Genomic DNA, 21038 nt, shown 5'->3' with positions numbered 1-21038 from the left:
CGGGCTGAGCCGGTGCGCTCTTTATCGATCGCCCACTCCTTTCTCTCCCACCATTTCTCATCCATGTACTCTTTGGAAGTGATGACCATCTCCTCTCCGGTATCCTCATTCACCATGGTATAGTCATAGACATACTCAGGGGCTGGAATCCCGAGTTCTTCAGCGCTCTTCATCTGTTCGAGGATATTCTCACCCACCGCATAAGGTCTATAGTCCCTGGTGGGCAGGTAGGCGTAGGAGTACCACATGAAGGCCACGGTGACGATGGCGACCATGCCTGCAATCGGCCAATCAGGTCTTTGAGCACTTTGTTTTAGCAAGAAGTAAAGCCCGAAGATCAGTAATGTGAATATCACTGGGAAGAACCAACTGAATACCCATGAGAGAAGTATGACGACCACCAAGGATCCGAGCAACATGATCCGGTCATCCTTGGTCGAATTCAGGGTGATGCCCTTGCCAAGAACGGCCCTCATGAAGATGGGTATCAACAAGATGAAGAGCACCAGATCCTTGTAGAACGACTCCCATGGAGTGAGACTCCGCCCCAATGAGCCTTTCATGGCATCACCGAAACATCCGCAATCCGTAACACATGTGACCCCTCGTTCTACCTGCTGACCATCCACCATGACCGTGTAGGTGCCTTGCGGATCACAAGTGGCCGTGTATAATGTCAACCATCCAAAGAAGACCGTCAGGACCAACAAGGACCACGTTGCCAATTTCATTCGGCCACCGAAGATGACGGCAAAACCAAGGACCACCTCTGCCAAACAGGCCAGCATGGCCAATCCGAGTGCATACGGTTCGAGGAATGGGAGTCCAAGCGCACTCTCCTCAAAATACTCTCCCAACTTGTAGGAGAATCCGAGAGGATCATTGGCTTTTATCAAGCCGGAGATGACGAAGAGACCTCCTACGATTATCCGCGCGAAATAGACGAGATGTTTCATGTAGTCCTAAGGCTTTGGGTCAAAGCTAATCGAGCAGTCGCATCCTTTTCAGCTATTTCACAATTCATTGACATTTCCTTAGAGGTAATGGTTGGCGATATTGGCCAGATCGCTTCGCTCACCCTTCTGCAGCGTGATATGCGCAAAGAGCGGATTATCCTTGATCCTATCGATCAAATAACTCAATCCATTACTCTGAGAATCAAGGTATGGTGTGTCTATTTGATGGATGTCTCCCATGAAGACAATCTTGGTGTCATCCCCCGCCCTGGAAATGATGGTCTTGACCTCGTGAGGAGTCAGGTTCTGAGCTTCATCCACCACAAAGAATATCTTGACCAGACTTCTCCCGCGGATATATGCCAAGGGTGCGATGGCGATCTTTTCAGACTTCTGCATCTCTTCGATCAGACGGTACTTCTTATCGGTCTTTCTAAACTGGTCTTTGATGTAGTTCAAGTTGTCCCAAAGAGACTGCATGTAAGGATCTACCTTGTCCTTCACATCCCCCGGTAGGAATCCAATATCATTGTTGGCCAATGGGATGATCGGGCGGGAAACGAAGATCTGTCTGAAATCCCTCCGCTGTTCCAATGCGCTTGCCAATGCCAATAGTGTCTTACCGGTTCCGGCCACGCCTTGTATAGTGACCAGTCTGACCCTAGGGTTCATCAATGCATGCAGTGCGAACTGCTGCTCTGGGTTGAGGGCCTTCACTCCGAATGCCTCATACTCTTCGATCGCACGAAGGGCTTTCATATCATCCTCGTAGTATGCGAGTACTTCTTGCTTCTTGTCCTTAGATCGCAGGACGAAGTATTCATTGCATTTCGGATTCTTAATACCGACCTCATCCGGCTTGATGAAGCCTTTGTTCCTTAGCGTATCCAATTTGGTCAGTGCGACCTTATCGATAGTGGTATTGCCAGTGTAGAGATCCGAGATGTTCTTGATCTTCCCGGTCTCATAGTCTTCTGCCCGTATGTTCAGTGCCTTGGCCTTCAGTCGTAGGCAGATATCTTTTGAAACGAGCACGACTTTCTTTTCGGGGTACTCTTCTTGTAGACTGATAGCACAGTTGAGGATCTTGTGGTCGTACTTCCCTTCCCCTATGACACGCTCTGCATCCACTCTGGGTTTCTCATTATGGATGACCACCTTGAATCTTCCCGTTTTAGATCCATTGAGCGGAATCCAATCGTTTATCAATTGACCTTGTGCGATATCATCGGTGAATCGGATGAATTCACGGGCTTCGAAATTCTTGGTGTCATTGCCCTTCTTGAAATTATCAATCTCTTCGAGGACCTGTATCGGGATGGCTACGTTGTGCTCTTTGAAATTCTTGATCGCGTTACTGTCGTAGAGAAGTACCGATGTGTCCAGGACGAATATCTTCTGAGCGTCCTTCTTCTCAAGTTTTTTCTTGGCTACCATGCAAAGATCTGAATTGTTCTACTTACTGACCTATACGAATATGGAACGATAGACCTTGTCTTTATCGAGGAGGGATAGTGCATTGTTCACACAGAGGGGTGAAGAATTAGCAAGAAGCTCTGAGGGTAAGGCAAAACAAGAACGGGAGAACGAATCGTAACGATCATTCTCCCGTTCGCCCTTTGTCGACCGTGGTCGACAAAGAACCCACAAGCTACAGTTCAAGGTGATTGCTTCTTTTAGGCTAACGCCATCTATTCCACAATCGCCAATGGCTCATCTACGAAATATCGCAGAACGCTGATATGCTCCTTGGGGACAGATACCTTCCGTGCAAGCACTTCCAGCATCATACATATCATCTTCGCCACAGTCTCGTTAAGAGAATCATTTCGATTAGAAAAACTCGACCCGTGTGCCGAGCAGAATCCTTTTGCAAGGAACTCTACTGAAATGTGGTGGTCCGTTGACCCCCTCTATCTCTCACTTGCTTACACCAAATATATACAGACAGGGGCTTCGGAAGCCAGAGCTGCGGACTCATGTATCAACACGATATGAACAGCTTTTATGAACCATTGTGGAAAGCCACCCCAGAAAAAAAGGCCAATCTGAATCAGATCGGCCTTTGATATTTTCAAGATTCTCGGGAATCAATTCACCACTGATTCGCTCAGTTGTATCCTTCCACGTTTGGTCAGTGTGTAGCCATTGCGGTTGACGATGAACTCATCGATGTACAGTTTGGTGATACGCTCGCCTATCCGCCCGTGGCCGATGGAGAGAGATTGATCGCTTTCGATACGTTTCCAAAACTCACGTTCAAGATCTGCTAGTCTGATGTTGGAAGAGAATCCCTTCTCTTTGTGGTCGTGAATAATCTGTAGGATGAGGAAATCGTATCTATCCATGGTTCTAGGTCTTTAAAAATTTCTTTTGATTCAAGTTCGATTGTCGTGCTATGACCGATGTGGATTCCTATCGGTTTTAAGACAAGGTTAAATGTATGTGAATGCAAGGGTCAGATTCGGAGATGTGAAAAAGTATTGATAACTGGACCGCCCGGCCCAAAATCCTTTGACTGCCAACCACTTCACCTCGCTGGATCGAACCTTGATAACTGGTGTATAAGTCCTTCGATTCTTCCTTGACTTTTTCTCAGACCTTGAGGCTCAGGCCTTAGGCTCGATGAGACCGGAACAGTCGTCCAACACTTATCAACTAGAGAAGATGTCGAATCTACACTAAGTCCCTGAAAAAATCACTCCGCTGGGATACTCGGCAAGAATCGTGATAGCTCCTCTGCTTTGGTGATCTCTCCATTCTTACGATAGGCGTGTATGAGATTGTTGAGCATTCGTCTGATCATGTCCTCACTGGTACATGCTTGGTAGAATTTGGGTTCAGGCTTCAGATCCAGGTGTTGCAGGAAGGAATCGATCTCTGCTCTATGCAGAATTGCTCCTCTGCTGAAGGGGTTGATGTAGAACATGATCTCCTCATCCTTCCCGTCCACTTCCTTACCGATACCGTTCTCATCCATGTAGGCAACCAAGAAGTGATTAGGGAGGTTGACCCCACGTATCGGAATCTCCAATTGCAAGGCCACACTCATGTAGAGCATGGAGATGAGCAATGGATTACCGCTCCGGTTCTCGATCACTTTATTGATGAAGGAGTTCTCTGTGTGGTGATATTCTTCCTTGTTGCCACTGAATCCATATTCATCGAAGAAGACGATGTTGAGCACTTTGATCTGCTCGAAGGCAGTCAGATTCTCATTGAGTTCCAACCAGACATCCTGTCTGATGCGTGAGATGAATTCCCTCACCTCGGTCTCTTCCAGATCGGGATACTCATACCGAGCAATGATGGTCGCTCCGGTGATCAGGTCCTTCTCCTCCGATGCGATCCAATTCCTGAGTTCTTCACCAAGACCCTTGACCTGGATGTCACGTACGATGTCCTGTATGAGAAGGCTCGCCTCCAGATCATCCTGTTGGGATTCGATCTGTTCGTTGAGAAAGGGGATCATCCATCGACCTTCCTGGACGATGCGGTCTCGGATATGAACTTGTACTTCGGGGTCTGGATCGTCCAAGAGACTGATCAATGCTTTGATCTCGTTGATTTCCACTGTGCTTGATTTGGGTCCATACAAAGATTGACTCCTCTGGCTCAGTGGGAAGTGCTCTACCAGCTATGTTTCTTCAATGACTTGTTAATCTCTCGAGAACCTCTCCTACCATCTCTTTCACCGTGGCCTTGTAGTCCCGTGAATACTCTTTTCTGAGCCTATTGGCTATGACCGCGCATACAGTACATGCCTGATGTCCGAGTGCTCTGGACAGTCCATAGAGCGCTGAAGTCTCCATCTCGAAATTGATGATACGCTCTTCCTTCCACTTGAATTCGCGGAGCGATCGGTTCATCTCTGGGTACTCTAGATCGAGTCTCAAGGATCTTCCTTGTGGTGCGTAGAATCCGGAAGCGGTGGCTGTTATTCCACTTAGTAGTCCCGGTGCGATCTTGAGCCTGAGGTCCTGATCACCTTCAATAATATAGGGTTTGGCCAAGGGCATGGGATAAGCGGTGTCATAGATAAAAGCATCCCTGATGGAAATCTCATCCTTGGTCTGATCTACCGAATAGAAATTGAGCAGACCATCGAATCCCAGACCGTACTTGGATACCACCGCTTGGTCCACCTGGATATCTTCTTGAAGTGCACCGCACGTTCCTAGGCGAACGATATTGAGGGACCTGAGTTCTGTCTTGACCTCCCTCTTCTCCAGATCGATATTCACCGCAGCATCCAGTTCATTGATGGCGATATCGATATTATCCGTACCGATACCGGTGGACATGATGGTCAAGTCCATTCCTCGATAGCGTCCCACCTTGGTATAATACTCCCGGTTGCTTACAGTGGCCTCTACCGTATCCAAAAAGGAGGCGATGAGGTCTACTCGACCAGGATCCCCTACTACGATGACATGGTCTTTGACATGATGTGGTAGAAGTGCGATATGATACAGACTCCCATCAGGATTGAGGACCAGCTCTGAAGATTCTAAGGCCATAGAAAAGAATTATGGGTTTCAGACAATGATAATCATCTGGTCGAATACCTCTACGCGATCACCTACACGCAATTTCCTGCGTTTGCGGTGCTCGACTTCACCATTCACCTTGACTTCTCCTTCGAGTATCAGCAAGCCGGCATGTCCACCAGTAGCTCCGATGTTGCTCGCTTTGAGCAATGATGTCAACATGATGTGATTGCCCTTCAGTGCGAATGGGGTCTCGTTCATCTCAAGGGTGGAAATCGGTCGGGCTCAGCTTCGGACATGGTCGTGTAGACTTTCTCTACAATATCGTCTACGCTGGGTTTGGAGAAGTAGTCCCCATCTGTCGAATAGGCCGGTCGATGCGGACGTGCTGCGAGCGTTTGTGGCTCGGAGTCCAAATGGTAATAGCCCTTCTGTTCAACTAGGACCTGCTGCAAGAGATATGCACTTGCTCCTCCTGGCACATCTTCATCTACCACTAGCAGTCGATTCGTTCTCTTGAGAGACTCTACTGTCTGATGATCGATATCGAAAGGCAGCAGAGTGCGGGCATCTACCAGTTCTACTTCTATTCCCATTCCTGATAACTGCTGCGCAGCCTCTCGGCAGAGATTGAAAGTGCTTCCATAACTGAGTACGGTCATATCCTGCCCTTCTCTCACTACCTCTACACTTCCAATAGGTATGGTGAACTCCCCGATGTTATCCATCATCTGCTCCTTGGTCCGATATGCATTCAGCGGCTCTATGATCAAAGCTGCATCATCAGATGCGTGCAGGGTATTGAACATCCCGGCAGCTTGGGTCATGTTACGCGGCACGCAGACGATGACTCCTCGCAGGGAGTGGATGACCATTCCCATGGGCGAACCGCTGTGCCAGATGCCTTCTAATCGATGACCTCTGGTACGAATGATCAGAGGAGCGATCTGTTGACCCTTGGTGCGATACCGCAAAGTGGCCAGATCATCGCTCATGGTCTGGAGTGCGAAGAGTAGATAGTCCAGATATTGTATCTCGGCCAAAGGTCGCAGCCCTCGCATGGCCATTCCTATACCTTGACCGATGATGGTCGCTTCCCGGATACCGGTATCCATCACTCTCAGAGGGCCGAAGGTCTCTTGCATGCCCTCCATGCTCTGATTCACACCACCGATCTTGCCGGTATCTTCTCCGAAGGTGACCAGCCTTGGATCGGCCTCGAAACGGGACTTGAAATTATCTCGGAGGATGATCCTCCCATCCACTTGTTCTCCATCGGAATATATGGGTGGTACTTCCGACACATTCAATGCAGAGTGCTCGGATTCCGAATAGAGATGAGAACTGTACATATCGTACGATCTCTCCTGTTGCTCATCCAACCAGGCCAATAGGTCTTGACGGGCCGCACTGGATTCTCCTCTAGTCATACGTACAGCTTGACGCGCTGTGGAATGAATATCTCTGCGGATGGGTTCAGGGTCTGATTGTAAAGTCGACCTCAGCTTCTCTATCTCCTCTTGATTTGCGGACTCAGCACCTAGGGATGCCAAGAGACCCAAGAGTTCTTCTTTCTCAGAGATGATGCTTCCCGTATACTCGGCCCATGCTTCTTTCTGCATGGAACGCACTTTCTTCTTCGCTTCTTTACGTATCTCATTCAATCGCTCTTCATCTGCGATCGACTTATCCTGATAGCGGAAATCGAGTATCCATTGCTTGAATTTCTCGATGCAGTCGAAGTCATCTTCCCACTGCAATCGCTCGGCAGACTTGTAGCGCTCATGTGAGCCGGAAGTAGAGTGGCCTTGAGGTTGGGTCACCTCTGTGACATGGACCAGCACGGGAACATGCTCCTCGCGGGCCAGTTTGACCGCTTTCTCATAGGTGCGTATCAGCCCGGGATAATCCCATCCCTTGACAGTGAATATCTCGAAGCCGGGGCTATCCTCTGAGCGCTGGAATCCGGCAAGTGCTTTACTGATGCTGTCTTTGACGGTCTGGTGCTCACGGGATACAGAGATTCCATACCCATCATCCCAAACGCTCATCACTATAGGAACCTGTAGCACCCCTGCAGCATTCATGGTCTCCCAGAAAAGTCCCTCACTGGTACTGGCATCACCTATGGTACCGAAGGCCACTTCAGAACCCTTATCGGTCAACTCGGTATAGCTGTGCAGTTCTTTATTCTCCCTGAACAGTTTGGAAGCCAGACCGAGACCCAGCAGACGAGGCATCTGACCGGATGTAGGAGATATATCCGCTGAAGAATTGGGTTGAGCAGTAAGGTCGATCAGGTTTCCTTGATCATCGACCGTACTGGTGGAGAAGTGCCCACCCATCTGACGTCCAGCAGAGAATGGTTCTTTTTCAGGATCAGGATGTGCATAGAGGCCAGCAAAATATTGCTTGACATCCAAGTGGCCGAGGGCCATAAGTATAGTCTGATCCCGGTAGTATCCTGAGCGCCAATCTCCTGGCAAGAACTGTTTGGCAAGTGCGATCTGCGCGAGTTCTTTCCCATCTCCGAAGATGCCGAACTTGGCCTTGCCGGTGAGCACCTCTTTTCTTCCGAGAAGAGAGGCTTCCCTACTGATACAGGCCAGTTCGAAATCCTTGAGGATCTCCTCTATATACTCCTTGATCTCACTTTCTTGACTCAGTATCTCCATGTTTGACATCCAGTGCAAATAACGGAGTCGAAGGTACGAATTTCAGTTGCGCTGGTAGTTGAGCTGTGTAGCTCTCAGCCTCATCTTCAGCGTCTGGATCATCTTCCTCTGTATCAGTCCCTGAACGTAGTCCTTCATCGGTCATGATCCAGGATTTATCGGTCATGTCCTCTATATCCACATCGTGCTTATTGCGTGCATACTCCAGAATGCGTGGCAGTCGTGACCCGATATAGATGACCTGACCTTCGGGAATTCGCAGCGTCATATCGCAGGTCTGACTACGGAGTTTGTCCTCCAATGCAAAGGAGAAATATGGGTCGAAGTAAAGAGTGTCTCCACGCTGAACGAAGCCATAGTGTACACGATCTGCTCGATCAAAAGCCGCCTCTGATGTGTAGCCATGACTCTCTTTCTCTACCTCCAGTTCAACATAGGTCTTACCCAATTGCTGTTTGATCTCCAATTCTGGGAAGCCGCAGAACACGCTGTCATCCCTGAGTTCCATAAGCTCATTGGGAAAGCGTCCATGTCTCCATCTCACCGCATTGGAGAATACGATGTCATCATTGACATCCAGATACAGCGTATCTCCAGTCAATTGGACGCGATGATATTCGGACACACCTTCATCATTAGCGAATTCTTTTCCCAGACCGATACCTGAGATGGCCAATGTCACCAGACCGATCAGCCATAGGGTGAACATCACAGGCACCACGCCTTTGCCGCTGAATTGTACTCGGAAGAGCAGGCGGATGCCTAATAGTACCAGAGCGATCAAAGGCACCATTACAAATAAGATGAGTCCGGTGATGAACATGTACGAATGGAGGTTGCTGGTGAACAGACCGGTCTGAAGTTCTTTCAATCCCCACTCCCACTGCTGCCCATCTACTTGCAAGAGACTTCCATCCAGGTAGGCATAGGAAAGGAACAGGATGATGGCCAGACCGGCAAGTAGGAAAATGAATCCTAAGACCCGGCCGATGAAATTGAAGAAGCGCTTAAGGATGTCGACCAGGAAGTCACCTCCCCTGCCGACCTGCTCCTTGGCATAACCGACCTGGAAATCAGTATCCAGACCCTGCCCATCGGCCTTGGTCTTGAGACCCTCGAAAGTCTCCGTTACTTTTTTTTTTATGTTCTCTACGGTGATGGGTTCTCCCATCATCTCCAGTTTCTCAGCGGTGGTGCGCGCAGCGGGGATGATGATCCAAAGGATGATATATAGGATGAATCCGAATCCGAACAGGATGACCGACAGGGCCCAGATCAGGCGCATCCAGATCGGATCCCATCCGAAGTAGTGCGAGATTCCCGCACAGACACCTCCGAACACATTCTTATCTACGTCTCTGTAGATCCTACGTTTTCCTTGACGAGAACGATCCCTACCGGCATTGACCGATGCGCTTTCCTCATCGAGATATTCTTCGGGACGGCCCATCACATCCATGACCTCATCCACATCCTGCATACCGATCACATTCTTTCCTTCATGTAACCGAGCCTGGAAGAGCTCTGCAATGCGCGCTTCGATATCGGCCATGATCTCATCCTTGCCATCAGAATCAGTGAAGTACCCGGAGATGGTATCGAGATACTTCTTCAGTTTCTCATAGGCGTCTTCCTCGATGTTGAAGATGACTCCACTAATATTGATTGAGATTGTCTTTTTCATGTCTTGTTTATTGATCGGTGGTTCGTTTAACAGCCTTTACGAGATCGGCCCATGTGGTCTCAAGTTCATTGAGAAAGGCCTGTCCGGTCTCGGTCAGTCGGTAATATTTTCTAGGAGGGCCAGACTTGGATTCTTCCCATCTGTATGAGAGCAGTCCACTGTTCTTCAATCGAGTCAGCAGTGGATAAAGTGTTCCTTCAACGATGATCATCTTCCCTTGTTTCAACTCCTGTATGATCTCTGAAGGATAGGCCTCATTCTTTTTCAAGATGGAAAGAATGCAGTATTCCAGTACGCCTTTTCGCATCTGGGCTTTGGTGTTCTCTACATTCATTGCTATCGCTTATAGTAATATCCAATGCAAATATATATAGATTACTCAGTACTATGCAAAACAAAGTACTGTATATTGTGATGAGCGGTATGAAAAAAGGGGCCAACGGCCCCTTTCCTCTACAACTCTCAAAATAAACAGATGGAAAATTCTTTTGTCAATCCTTGGCGAATCGCCTATGAAGGATAGATGCCCCTTGCCTATCGAGGACTTCGATGAAATAAATACCTGGATTCAGATACTGCGTATCTCGGATGATGATGACATCATCTCTCAGCACGGACCAGTCATCTGCAGTAGTAATGACCTTACCGGTGATGTCTAATATGGTCAATCCTGATGCCCTACTGCCCAGGTCGCTCATTCGCAGATGCATATAATCCCTGACCGGATTGGGCCAGCTCGCTTCTGTCAAGAAATGGTCTTTTCGCTCGACCACTATAAGGTCGGAATAGGTATAAGTGCCATCATAGTCGGTCTGTTTCAACCGGTAGTAGGTGAAGCCATTGGAAGCATGGAGGTCTATGAAGTCATAGTACATCTCACCGGAACTGAATCCAGCACCAGGCAGGGTGGTCAGTTCTTCGAAATCCCGTCCATTGGTACATGATTCCAAGGTGAAATAGTCGTTATTGACCTCTGAGGCAGTGACCCACCTGATCAGATTCCCTTCTTCCAGTGGCTCTCCATCGAAACTGAGCAATTCTATAGGCAGTGGATTGGATGCCTGAGCTGTAGCAAACTTGGAAAAACCTGTAAGACCTGTCCGGTAGACGGTATCCGCACGTGAAACCTCACACTGTCCATCCAGCATCCATCCTGCTCCACTATCCTTCATCACGGTCCATCCAGAAGCCGTTCCCACATTGGTATATGATTGATTGAATAAGGTGATGTCGTATTCTGCCGAGGTGGCATTGGTATTGGCAGTGATGGTGAAGTAGCCATTATCCAGAGCGTCCAGGTCATATAAGGTCATGCACTCAGCTTCCATGAGAGAACCCGGATTGCTGACCCAGGGACTATGGATGACAGTGAGGTAAGTGATGCTGTTATCATGAAAATCCACATCAGCGCGCTGATAGCCTGTAGTGGCACTGCCCACCGGAAGATGATACAGGCCCGTAGGGTTGATATAACGAATCAAGGTCCCTTCGATATATGAGTTCGGATTTCCTTCATTCAAAGCGGTGTGATCCGGATTCCGGAAGAAGACGTCATGTACATCGGTCTTGACCACCCCATTGGTCAAGGTCAGGCTTCCTGTATTGTTCTTGATTCTTAGATCACTCAAAAGAGAAATCCCTGCTCCTGAATTATCGATCACTACATGATTCAAATTCAGGGTACTACTTCCTTGGGCATAGGTCTGTTCAGCATCACCATTGAATATCAAGGTACCGGTCGTGCTGGTGCCTCTGAATGTCTGGGCTCCATCGTTGTTCCTGAAATTTCCTCCTAGATAGACCGCGTTGCCATTGGTATTGAACTTGGAGGTGGGTGATTGGGTCAAGAAGTCCCCTTGCACTTCCAATGTCGAATTCAATTGGACCGAGCCAGACATCTTATTAATGGTCAGGTTTCCAATGGCATTGTCCCCGGTGAGATCCCCTTCCAGATTCTGGGTACCGGTCGCGTTATTGAAGAAAATGGTCGAATTCTTCGAAGCATCCAAAGTACCATAGCTATTCAAGTCACCGCAAAGGTTCAAGGTACCTCCAGAGACCAATTCAAGGGATGCCCCGTCTTCGATGGTCAAGCTTTTGACGTAATGGTCATCGGTGAGTCGGGGAAAGTTACCGGCCGAAGATGGAATGACCACATCCACGTTGCACGAAGGAGTCACACCACATCCACCCCAATTCCCTTGGTCGTCCCAATTATCACTGGAACCTCCGGACCAATAGAGTGTCGAAGGGTTAGTACTTGGCACTACGCCATTATCTGAATCAGAGAAGTCTATGGAGAAACCATTCGTAGACCCTTCATAATTCTGGATAACCAAGAGCAATACATCACCTTCATTCACACTCACTGCTTGCTCGAAACTTTCATTGAAGCAATTGGAATATCCTCCCGGTCTATCACCGGTATCACTGATACCTGTAACTCCCAACCCGCTATAATTACAGGCCAAGAGACCTTGTGAGGCATCGGTGGCCATGGTACCACAATCGGTGGTCTCTCCGCTACCACTGATCTTCCATAGAACGAAATCATAATCTGTTTCTGAACCGCAAGAGGTCGGGTTTCCATCATTGGGTGTGAGTGTGAAAAGCAAATCACCTGTCGCACCTACATCGATCTGATACCAGAGGGAATTACGTTCTCCACCAGTGCAGTTACCTTCCGCATTGAAATCACAATAGTTGCCTGTGCCTTGGGGTCCAGGGTCGGCCACTGAAAAGTTATCGTTACAGATGGGAATGGCTGACGAACAGTCTGAACCGGTCTGTGCTGAAACTCCCGCCATATCTGAGACAGAAACGTGGTATTGACCAGTAAGATCTTCTACTCCGTCCACCATGATATAATAGGTACTTCCTGGATTCAGTCCATCGACATAAAGATCGGAAGTTCCTGTACTTCCACATCCTTCACCAGCTCCTTGAGCACATGCGACCGTGGAATTGAGCGCACAGCTACCGGTGAACAAGGCGACTTGACTGGCAGCCAATGAAGTCGGCTCCACTCGAATCTTGACTGCACCTCCTACCGGTGCATCGAACTGATACCATGTAGAATTGACCGTACCGTTGCTCCAGCAATTGGGTACGTTGGGAACACCGGTCGAGCCGGCACAATTGTTATCTCCGAAAACCGCGGTTCCGATAGTCAGTTCTTGTGCACTGCACATCAGGTCATTGATGGGAGCGGCCGAGCAAGGTTCATAGGCACAGAGCTCGAAATCACCCGACTGAGCATTCCCATAGGTGAATAGTTGGATATAAATTATCTCTCCGGGTGTCAAGCCTGTCAACTCAAGTTCTGGCATATAGCCGACAGCATCGTCATTACAGGCGATCTCATTTAATGAGGAACAACTCCCTTCATAGGCGGCCATGACCATATCCGTAATACTTCCATCTCGCGTACTGATCGTCACATTCCCTGAAAGTGGAGCGGTAAAAGAGTACCAAATATCTCCACCGCTGTATGATCCACATGAGGGGGCATCAACTCCAGAATCGGTAGCTCCAGCATTGGTCTCTGTAGCGAAATCACAGGTACTATTCAAGGTGAGTTCTGTTGCCGAGCATGCGTCATCATTGGCAGGAGGTGGCGGTGGTGATAGCATACGCCAATACATCCGGTGGCAGGTCTCATTGGTCTGACAGGTCTCCTCAGATAGGAGTAGATGTACGTTTCCGGTGAATGTGGCAGTCCAGGCAATGTTTCCATGGAAAGTCGAACAATCGTCAGAACTGTATGCTAAGACATTGGTATGTGATTCATCCCAGAGTGTGATCTCCGAGTCAAAGCCGGTTCCATAGCAGGACGCCCACTGATAGTAGCCGCCTTCTACAACAAAGTAGCTTTGATAATCTCCTCCGTAGACACAATAGTCTACCACTATCCAGTTCGTTCCCGTTGTGGAGAAAGTACCTGTGGGGTAATTCGAATTGAAGTTACTACACTGGCTAAAGACTGTTCCTACTGCCACTATCCCAATGAATAGGGATAGCATCCTCTTCCGTCTGTCCATAATTCAAGTCCAATTTCAAGTCAGCTCAGAGTCGACCTTTTCGGTCAGGCTCCTTTTGCAATGGCAGAAGTGACACTTATTGTGCATTCTACCATAAGGGTTGCTCACTTGTTTACGAGAGCACTTGAAAATGGTTACAGAGGGAACAGTATATAATAGGTATCAATAAAAACTCAGGCGATCAAATGATCCTCCAGGTCCATTCGACCCGTGTCCTCGATACTATCTGAATGTCTGAAGTAGATGCCGGATACCACGGCAGTCGTCCATGCGCTCATGAATCCACCCATGGCCAGGGAAAGCAGGATATAGAGCACCACTCCTACGACAGGGATCATCATCATAGCTGCCTGTATCATACCGAGCACGAATAGCAACACGACCAAGGAGATGAAGACCAGGATAGACACCCCGAAATACTTCATACCTCTCGCAAAATGGATGGTCTTCCAGCTATGGGCTATGGCCGACCCTACACTCATATTCCCATGCACGATAGCCGGGAATACGAGCATCAGTCGCATCATCAGACCTCCCATTAGGACAAAGCCGACAAGCACCAGCAGAACGGCAGTCCCTCCTCCTACTGCGCTGAATAGGCTCACCAATATGGATGCGGAGAATCCGATCAAGGAGATCAACAGACTCGCCAGGACCAACCAGAAGACATTGGCATTAAAGGATTTCTTGATGAGTTCTCCCAAGGAAAGGCTCCGGTCACGGATATATGCTTCGATGGCAATGAAACAGAGATTGTAGAACCATGATCCGACCAGTAGGAAGCCACAGACGATCACCATCATAGAGAGGATCATCATCGGGTCGAATTCCATATTCATACCACTGATCATCTCCTGGGCTGCCTGCTGCCGTTGGATCGGATCTGAGATACTGACCATATCCATGTACACGGCCGGGTCGATATCCATGACGATGAACAAGAGGGGAAGAATGAAGATCAGGCTCACCAATGTATAGAGCAGATATCCGATGGTGATCGGTTTGAATGTACGAGCAGCGATCTCAAATACGGTGGAGAATGGTTCTGAGCGAAGTCTGGATTGTACAGGGTTCATCGTAGAGGCTTTGCTCACAAAGAAATACAGATTTGCAAATCAATCGCTAAGGGGGCTTCTTTGCCGCAGCGCAGAATAGATGTTCTACTTCTTACTCAGCATATCCGCTTCTACGGCCATCTTTCTGGTCTTCAAGCTATTTCCCAGGTTCGGTCTTCAGACCTATCAGGCGATCGTATTCAATTACTGGACGGCCTTTCTATTCGGTACTACCTTGTTACCTCGGTCGGGTTTCAGCGGATGGCAAGACTACGAGTGGATATGGCTGGCACCTATCGAAGGCCTACTCTTCATCAGCATATTCACTGTGATGGCCCTTACTGTACAGAAGCATAGCGTTACGGTGGGATCGGTCGCCTCGCGTACCGCGATGATCATCCCTGCCGCAGTGTTCATGTTCATGGATCCTCAAGAGGGCTTCTCTGTGCTGAAAGTCATCGGCATCCTTCTGGCCCTGGGTGCTGTGGTTCTGAGTTCTAAAAGAAATGAAAAGGTCACCCTCGATCAGCGCTATGTCTATTTGCCGATCATCCTCTTTGTCGGGTCCGGCTTGGTCGATCTCATCATCGGGTATGCACAGGGCTATTTGATGCAGACACCTGAAGAGGCCATGGTCTTCATTCCGAGCATCTTTCTCGTTGCAGCTGTCATAGGCACGAGCTTCCTTATATATAGGTATAGAGTAAAGAAAGACATCCAGTGGCAATGGAAGGATGTCATAGGAGGGCTCGTATTGGGTCTGGTGAATTATGCCTCTATATTCTTCATTATCAAGGCTATGGATACGGGTCTTCTTCATACATCCTTATTCTTTCCGGTCCACAATATGGGGGTCATCCTCGCGGGGACTATGATGGGGCTCTTCGCTTTCAGGGAGCGATTGAGTGTTGTGAATTGGGTCGGGATTATCATAGGTCTTCTTGCCATAGGAATGATCATCTTTCCCAACTGAGAGATGATAGAAGAGTTCTCCACCATATCCCGGCAATCCGAGGCGCTGATCAAAGAAAAAGGAAGCAAATTCTTTGCCTACGCCATACCGGTGAATACAGTGAAAGACGTTGAAGATCAGCTCGATCGGATGAAGAAAGAACATCACAGTGCGCGTCATTGGTGCTATGCCTACCGGCTAGGAGAATCGGGTGATCGATCCCGATCGAATGACGATGGAGAACCCACCCATTCTGCCGGAGACCCCATTCTCAGGCAGATCGAATCCAAAGGACTGACCCAAGTGCTTGTAGTCGTAGTGCGCTATTTCGGAGGTGTCAAGTTGGGAGTAGGAGGTCTGATACAGGCCTACGGGGGCGCAGCACAAGAGGCTCTCGATCAGGCCCATGTCGTTATCAAGGTCATCTCAGAACGTATACGTCTAACATTCGGTTATGAGGACATGAGTATGGTGATGCGCATGGTCAAGAGGTACAAGGGGGAGATCATCCACACCGATCATCGAGAATCGTGTCTTCTGGATATCGATATCGAACGCGCAAGCCTGACCGATTTCCTAACTGCAATGAAAGAGCTACACCGAGTGAATACCAAGGTGATCGCTAAGTGATCATGCAAGCAACTGCATGACCTGCTCAGGAGCTCGCAAAGGTCTACCGGTCTCCATGCTCACAAATACCAAGGTAGTCTGCGCTGTGCATAACAGCTCCTCAAGCTGATTGAAGATCTCATAATCAAAATGGATCCGGGTACCGGTACACTCTCGTATATGCGTGACCACTTTCAGCTCATCGTCATAGTAAGCGGGCCGCTTGTATTCGACAGAGTAGTGACTTACCGGCAATGCGATTCCTTGATCCTCCAGTTCTTTATAGCTCAATCCTTTGGAACGCAAGGCCTCTACCCTGCCTACTTCGAAGTACTGCGCATAGTTCCCATAGTAGCAATAGCCCATGCGGTCGGTCTCGCCATATCGCACTCTGATAAAAACCTCTGAACTGGACATAGAAGTGTAGACGATATTGAATTCTACCTTCGCAATATACACTCAGAGATCGAGTCTCCATGAAGTACTTCATCCCCATACTCCTTCTTGCTCTATGGGCATCCTGCACGCGCCCCTACGATGTGATTGCCGTGGATGATGAGGGGATGATCGTCTTGGAAGAGAACGGTGAAGACGCTTTGATCGAATCCATCATCGCCCCCTACAGGGCTGAACTCGAAGGGGAGATGAATACCGTGCTGTGTCAGAATGAGAAAGCACTGATCAAGGCACGGCCTGAGAGCGGTCTAGGGAATTTCGTGTCGGACCTATGTCTGGAGCAAGCACGGGCCCTGGATCCAGACCCCATCGATTTCGGTCTCTTCAATCATGGAGGTCTACGTACTGCTCTACCTCAAGGGGATATAACCGTAGGAAAGATCTTCGAGCTCATGCCCTTCGAGAATGAATTGATCGTGGTGGAGTTACCCTATGAGCAGGTCATGGTCATGTTGGACTATCTGATCGCAAGAGGAGGAGAACCCGTGGCCGATCTGCGATTGCATGCAATGGGCGATAGCATAGTCGATGTGACTGTTCAGGGACAAGCATTAGAACAAAGAAGCTATCGCGTAGTGACTTCAGACTACCTGGCCGGGGGCGGTGACCGTATGGTCTTCTTGACCGAGGAGAATCGCATCGATCAAAAGGTATTGGGCATGAAGATCAGAGAAGCGATCATGTCGCACTGTCGTGAACTCGGGCAAGAAGGAAAAATCATCAAAGCCGATACGGATGGAAGGATCATCTTGGAATAGCAGACGCAGTTTCCTGAAACGATCGACCTATGCAGGTGTCGGCATCATCGGCTTGAAGCCGTACGGGATCTCTGCCCTCCCGGCCGATGAGAAGCGCACCCTACGTATCATCCACACCAATGATATGCACAGTCACATCGACCCCTTCCCTGACGATGACCCGCGCTATCCCGGTCAAGGAGGAATGGCCGAGCGTGCCTATATGATCGATCGCTTGAGATCCGATGTGGATCGGGTGCTCTTACTGGATGCAGGGGATATCTTCCAAGGGACGCCCTACTTCAATTATTTCGGTGGAAGTCTGGAGCTCGAACTCATGTCTCAGATGGGCTATGATGCTGCTACCATGGGCAACCACGATTTCGATGGTGGTATGGACGGATTTGAGAAAGCGCTAGAGAAATGCGACTTCCCCTTCCTCTGCTCCAATTACGATTTCACCGACACCATACTCGAGGGACGCACCGATGATCATCGCGTATTCAAACGAAGCGGAATGCGCATCGGGGTCTTTGGCCTGGGCATTAGACTGAAGGGATTGGTGGATTCCAGGTTGTGCGCAGGCGTACGCTATCTCGACCCCATCACAGTGGCCCGTGAGCAAGTGAAGCAACTGAAAGAAGAGCGGAAATGCGACCTGGTGATCTGCTTGAGCCACTTGGGATACGCCTATGAGATCGATCAAGTAAGCGATCGTATCATCGCTGAACAGGTGGACGGAATCGATCTCATCATCGGTGGACATACGCATACCTTTCTAGACCATCCCGTGGCCATCGAGAAGCAAGAGTCGGACATCACCTACATCAATCAGGTGGGATGGGCCGGTGTACGACTGGGAGTACTGGATTTCGAGCTAGCCCTTGACAATCGCGTCAAAGGGAAGGTCATGCACTCTTTGGACGTTCGTGACAAGGCCTGATCTCTCAGCCTTTTAGTTTCACGAAAACTTTTCTGAAAATCAACCGCCCTCCCCATTTTTTTTTCACTTTCTTCGTCCAACATTTGTATCGGAGGAGAAAGGAATACGGTGGACACCTTATTCGACCCTTCATATATTTCATTCACTAACTCAAACTTTAATTTCAAGCTGGCGATGAGCAAGACTTGTGAAAATGCGTGGTCCAACTGTCTGAAGATGATCAAGGATAATGTGACCATGCAAGGCTACAAGACCTGGTTCGAACCGATTCGTCCTATCAAGCTTGAGAATAAGGTGTTGACCATACAGGTGCCTTCCCAATTCTTTTACGAGTGGCTGGAAGAGCACTACATCGATCTGCTGAAAGGCGCTATCCGTAAGGAACTAGGCAAAGAAGGAAGACTGGAGTACAGCATTGTGATGGAGAATAACAGTAGCGGTTCTAAACCCTACACCGTCAAGATCCCTACAACCAATAGAAGAGCACTGAAGAATCCTTCTGTCAATGTTCCGCTCGATCAGCACAGCACCCCGATCAAGAATCCATTCATCGTTCCGGGCCTGAAGAAGATCAATGTAGACTCACAGTTGAATCCGAACTACTCGATCGAAAATTTCATCGAAGGCGATTGCAACAGACTGGCCCGCTCTGCAGGTTATGCTGTCGCTAACAAACCTGGAGGTACATCCTTCAATCCATTACTCATCTACGGAGGAGTGGGATTGGGGAAAACGCATCTCGCTCATGCCATCGGCATTGAGATAAAGAATAAGTTCCCGAACAAGACGGTTCTGTATGTGAGTTCTGAGAAATTCACACATCAGTTCGTAGACTCGATCAGGAACAACAACCAGAACGACTTCATTCATTTCTATCAGATGATGGATGTACTCATTCTGGACGATGTTCAATTCTTCGCTGGGAAAGAAAAGACCCAGGATGCGTTCTTTACCATCTTCAATCACCTGCATCAGACCGGTAAGCAGATCATCCTTACATCGGATAAGCCTCCCGTGGAAATGCAGGGCATGGAGCAACGCCTACTCTCAAGATTCAAATGGGGACTCTCAGCGGATCTACAGGTTCCAGGTCTAGAAACGAGGATAGCTATCCTCGAAAAGAAAATGTATGCAGACGGAATAGAACTGCCCAAAGAGGTGGTCGAATACCTGGCATACTCGATAACTACGAATATCCGTGAACTGGAAGGTGCACTGATCTCACTGATCGCGCAGGCCTCTCTCAATAAGAAAGAAGTCAACCTCGATCTAGCTAAACAGATGATCGACAAGTTCGTCAAGAACACAGCGCGTGAGGTGAGTATCGACTACATCCAGAAGGTGGTATGCGATTACTTCGACCTGCCCATCGAACTTCTCAAATCCAAGACAAGGAAGAGAGAAGTGGTGCAGGCCAGACAGATCGCGATGTACTTTGCTAAGAAGATGACCAAGAGCAGCTTGGCCAATATCGGGATGCATTGTGGAGGAAAGGATCACGCGACCGTGCTGCATGCATGTCGTACGGTCAACAATCTCAATGAGACCGACAAGCAGTTCAGAAGATATCTGGAGGATCTTGAGAAGAAACTCAGCATCCAGTAAAAGACGATAACGACCAATACACTTTACTCAGACCGCTGACTCCACCGTCAGCGGTCTTTTTATTTTCACCGCTATGAGCAAGAAGATACTGATGGTATGTCTAGGCAATATCTGTCGTTCACCAGTCGCGGACGGCATGTTACGTAAGAAGGCGGCAGAGGCTGGCATCGATGTCATCGTAGACTCCTGTGGTACCGGAGGATGGCATGCGGGTGAGAGTCCGGATCCTCGGTCGCAGGAAAATGCGAGGGCCAATGGACTGGACATCTCCTCCCTCAGAGCGCGCCAGTTCAGACCAGAGGATCTCGATGAATTCGATATGATATTCTGTATGGACCGCTCCAATGTAAAGGACGTGCTGGCACAGGCAGAGAACGATGCCCAACGAGCCAAGGTCAGACTGCTGCTTGACCTCACCCATCCCGAACAGGACAAGGAAGTCCCCGACCCCTATTATGGAGGTGACCGCGGATTCCAGACAGTGCATGACCTCATCGAAGAGGCATGTGAGGTTCTCATCGAAGAACTCCGATGAAGCAGAAAGGAAGCATACACCTACTCCCTAATCTGATCGCAGAATCGGATGTGGACCAAGTCATCCCAAGGGATTTACAATCGTTCATGTGCGGTCTCCGTCATTTCATGGTGGAGAATGTGCGGAATGCCAGAAGGTATCTTAAGAAGATCGACCGAACGGTAGACATCGACTCCATCCAGTTCTATGAAATGGGCAAGCATGCCTCCCCTCAGGAATTGGAAGTCGCTCTGAATGCGGTCAGGCAAGGTCACCCCTTGGGAGTGATATCGGATGCCGGTTGTCCTGGAGTGGCCGACCC

Annotated in this window: 19 protein-coding genes; 7 read left to right on the top strand and 12 right to left on the bottom strand. The window is 48.9% G+C overall.

The window, feature by feature from the left end:
- From HKN79_08165 to HKN79_08115, 11 genes are all read right to left on the bottom strand, one after another.
- On the bottom strand, positions 1–956 hold a 956-nt coding region (locus HKN79_08165), incomplete at its 3' end, for a DoxX family protein (GenBank protein ID NNC83537.1).
- Between the two features lie 78 nt (positions 957–1034).
- Entirely contained in the window at positions 1035–2393 is a 1359-nt protein-coding gene (locus HKN79_08160; GenBank protein ID NNC83536.1) for a PhoH family protein, read from the bottom strand.
- A gap of 653 nt (positions 2394–3046) precedes the next feature.
- Positions 3047–3304, bottom strand: coding sequence for a hypothetical protein (locus HKN79_08155; GenBank protein NNC83535.1), 258 nt, complete (start codon positions 3302–3304; stop codon positions 3047–3049).
- A 350-nt stretch (positions 3305–3654) separates the two neighbouring features.
- A complete protein-coding gene (locus HKN79_08150) occupies positions 3655–4530 on the bottom strand; it encodes a hypothetical protein (GenBank protein ID NNC83534.1) in 876 nt (291 codons plus the stop codon).
- A gap of 73 nt (positions 4531–4603) precedes the next feature.
- The gene (locus HKN79_08145; GenBank protein NNC83533.1) at positions 4604–5476 is read right to left on the bottom strand and encodes a nucleoside phosphorylase; all 873 of its coding nucleotides are present in this window, start codon (positions 5474–5476) and stop codon (positions 4604–4606) included.
- Between the two features lie 18 nt (positions 5477–5494).
- Positions 5495–5707 carry an RNA-binding S4 domain-containing protein gene (locus HKN79_08140; GenBank protein ID NNC83532.1) on the bottom strand — a complete coding sequence of 71 codons (213 nt, stop codon included), beginning with the start codon at positions 5705–5707 and terminating at the stop codon, positions 5495–5497.
- Complete coding sequence (locus HKN79_08135) at positions 5704–8130, bottom strand: transketolase (GenBank protein ID NNC83531.1); 2427 nt, start codon at positions 8128–8130, stop codon at positions 5704–5706. Before HKN79_08135 ends, HKN79_08140 begins: the two co-directional genes overlap by 4 nt.
- Positions 8096–9805 (bottom strand): PspC domain-containing protein, encoded by a 1710-nt coding sequence (locus tag HKN79_08130; GenBank protein NNC83530.1) that lies wholly within the window; start codon positions 9803–9805, stop codon positions 8096–8098. Before HKN79_08130 ends, HKN79_08135 begins: the two co-directional genes overlap by 35 nt.
- Before the next feature lie 7 nt (positions 9806–9812).
- Positions 9813–10139 (bottom strand): PadR family transcriptional regulator, encoded by a 327-nt coding sequence (locus HKN79_08125; protein NNC83529.1) that lies wholly within the window; start codon positions 10137–10139, stop codon positions 9813–9815.
- A gap of 157 nt (positions 10140–10296) precedes the next feature.
- Positions 10297–13845 (bottom strand): hypothetical protein, encoded by a 3549-nt coding sequence (locus HKN79_08120; GenBank protein ID NNC83528.1) that lies wholly within the window; start codon positions 13843–13845, stop codon positions 10297–10299.
- Between the two features lie 173 nt (positions 13846–14018).
- Positions 14019–14921: a hypothetical protein gene (locus HKN79_08115; GenBank protein ID NNC83527.1), complete on the bottom strand. Its 903-nt coding sequence runs from the start codon at positions 14919–14921 to the stop codon at positions 14019–14021.
- A gap of 79 nt (positions 14922–15000) precedes the next feature.
- On the opposite strand from HKN79_08115, the gene HKN79_08110 reads away from it, so the two are divergent.
- Both HKN79_08110 and HKN79_08105 read left to right on the top strand, forming a co-directional pair.
- Positions 15001–15873, top strand: a complete 873-nt coding sequence (locus HKN79_08110; protein ID NNC83526.1) for a hypothetical protein — start codon at positions 15001–15003, stop codon at positions 15871–15873.
- A gap of 3 nt (positions 15874–15876) precedes the next feature.
- On the top strand, positions 15877–16482 hold the full coding sequence (locus tag HKN79_08105; protein NNC83525.1) for a YigZ family protein: 606 nt from the start codon (positions 15877–15879) through the stop codon (positions 16480–16482).
- Here HKN79_08105 and HKN79_08100 read toward each other — a convergent pair whose 3' ends face one another.
- Entirely contained in the window at positions 16483–16878 is a 396-nt protein-coding gene (locus tag HKN79_08100) for an acyl-CoA thioesterase (GenBank protein ID NNC83524.1), read from the bottom strand.
- A gap of 59 nt (positions 16879–16937) precedes the next feature.
- On the opposite strand from HKN79_08100, the gene HKN79_08095 reads away from it, so the two are divergent.
- The 5 genes from HKN79_08095 to HKN79_08075 all read left to right on the top strand — a co-directional run.
- On the top strand, positions 16938–17675 hold the full coding sequence (locus tag HKN79_08095) for a hypothetical protein (GenBank protein NNC83523.1): 738 nt from the start codon (positions 16938–16940) through the stop codon (positions 17673–17675).
- Entirely contained in the window at positions 17653–18597 is a 945-nt protein-coding gene (locus tag HKN79_08090; protein NNC83522.1) for a bifunctional metallophosphatase/5'-nucleotidase, read from the top strand. Before HKN79_08095 ends, HKN79_08090 begins: the two co-directional genes overlap by 23 nt.
- Positions 18598–18771: 174 nt before the next feature.
- A complete protein-coding gene (gene dnaA, locus HKN79_08085; protein ID NNC83521.1) occupies positions 18772–20202 on the top strand; it encodes a chromosomal replication initiator protein DnaA in 1431 nt (476 codons plus the stop codon).
- A 73-nt stretch (positions 20203–20275) separates the two neighbouring features.
- The gene (locus HKN79_08080; GenBank protein NNC83520.1) at positions 20276–20737 is read left to right on the top strand and encodes a low molecular weight phosphotyrosine protein phosphatase; all 462 of its coding nucleotides are present in this window, start codon (positions 20276–20278) and stop codon (positions 20735–20737) included.
- On the top strand, positions 20734–21038 hold a 305-nt coding region (locus tag HKN79_08075; protein NNC83519.1), incomplete at its 3' end, for an SAM-dependent methyltransferase. The genes HKN79_08080 and HKN79_08075, both read left to right, overlap by 4 nt.

The sequence above is a fragment of the Flavobacteriales bacterium genome, assembly GCA_013001705.1.
Classification (GTDB): domain Bacteria; phylum Bacteroidota; class Bacteroidia; order Flavobacteriales_D; family JABDKJ01; genus JABDLZ01.
Note: the sequence above shows the minus strand (reverse complement) of the source record. Positions and strands in the feature narration are given on the sequence as shown.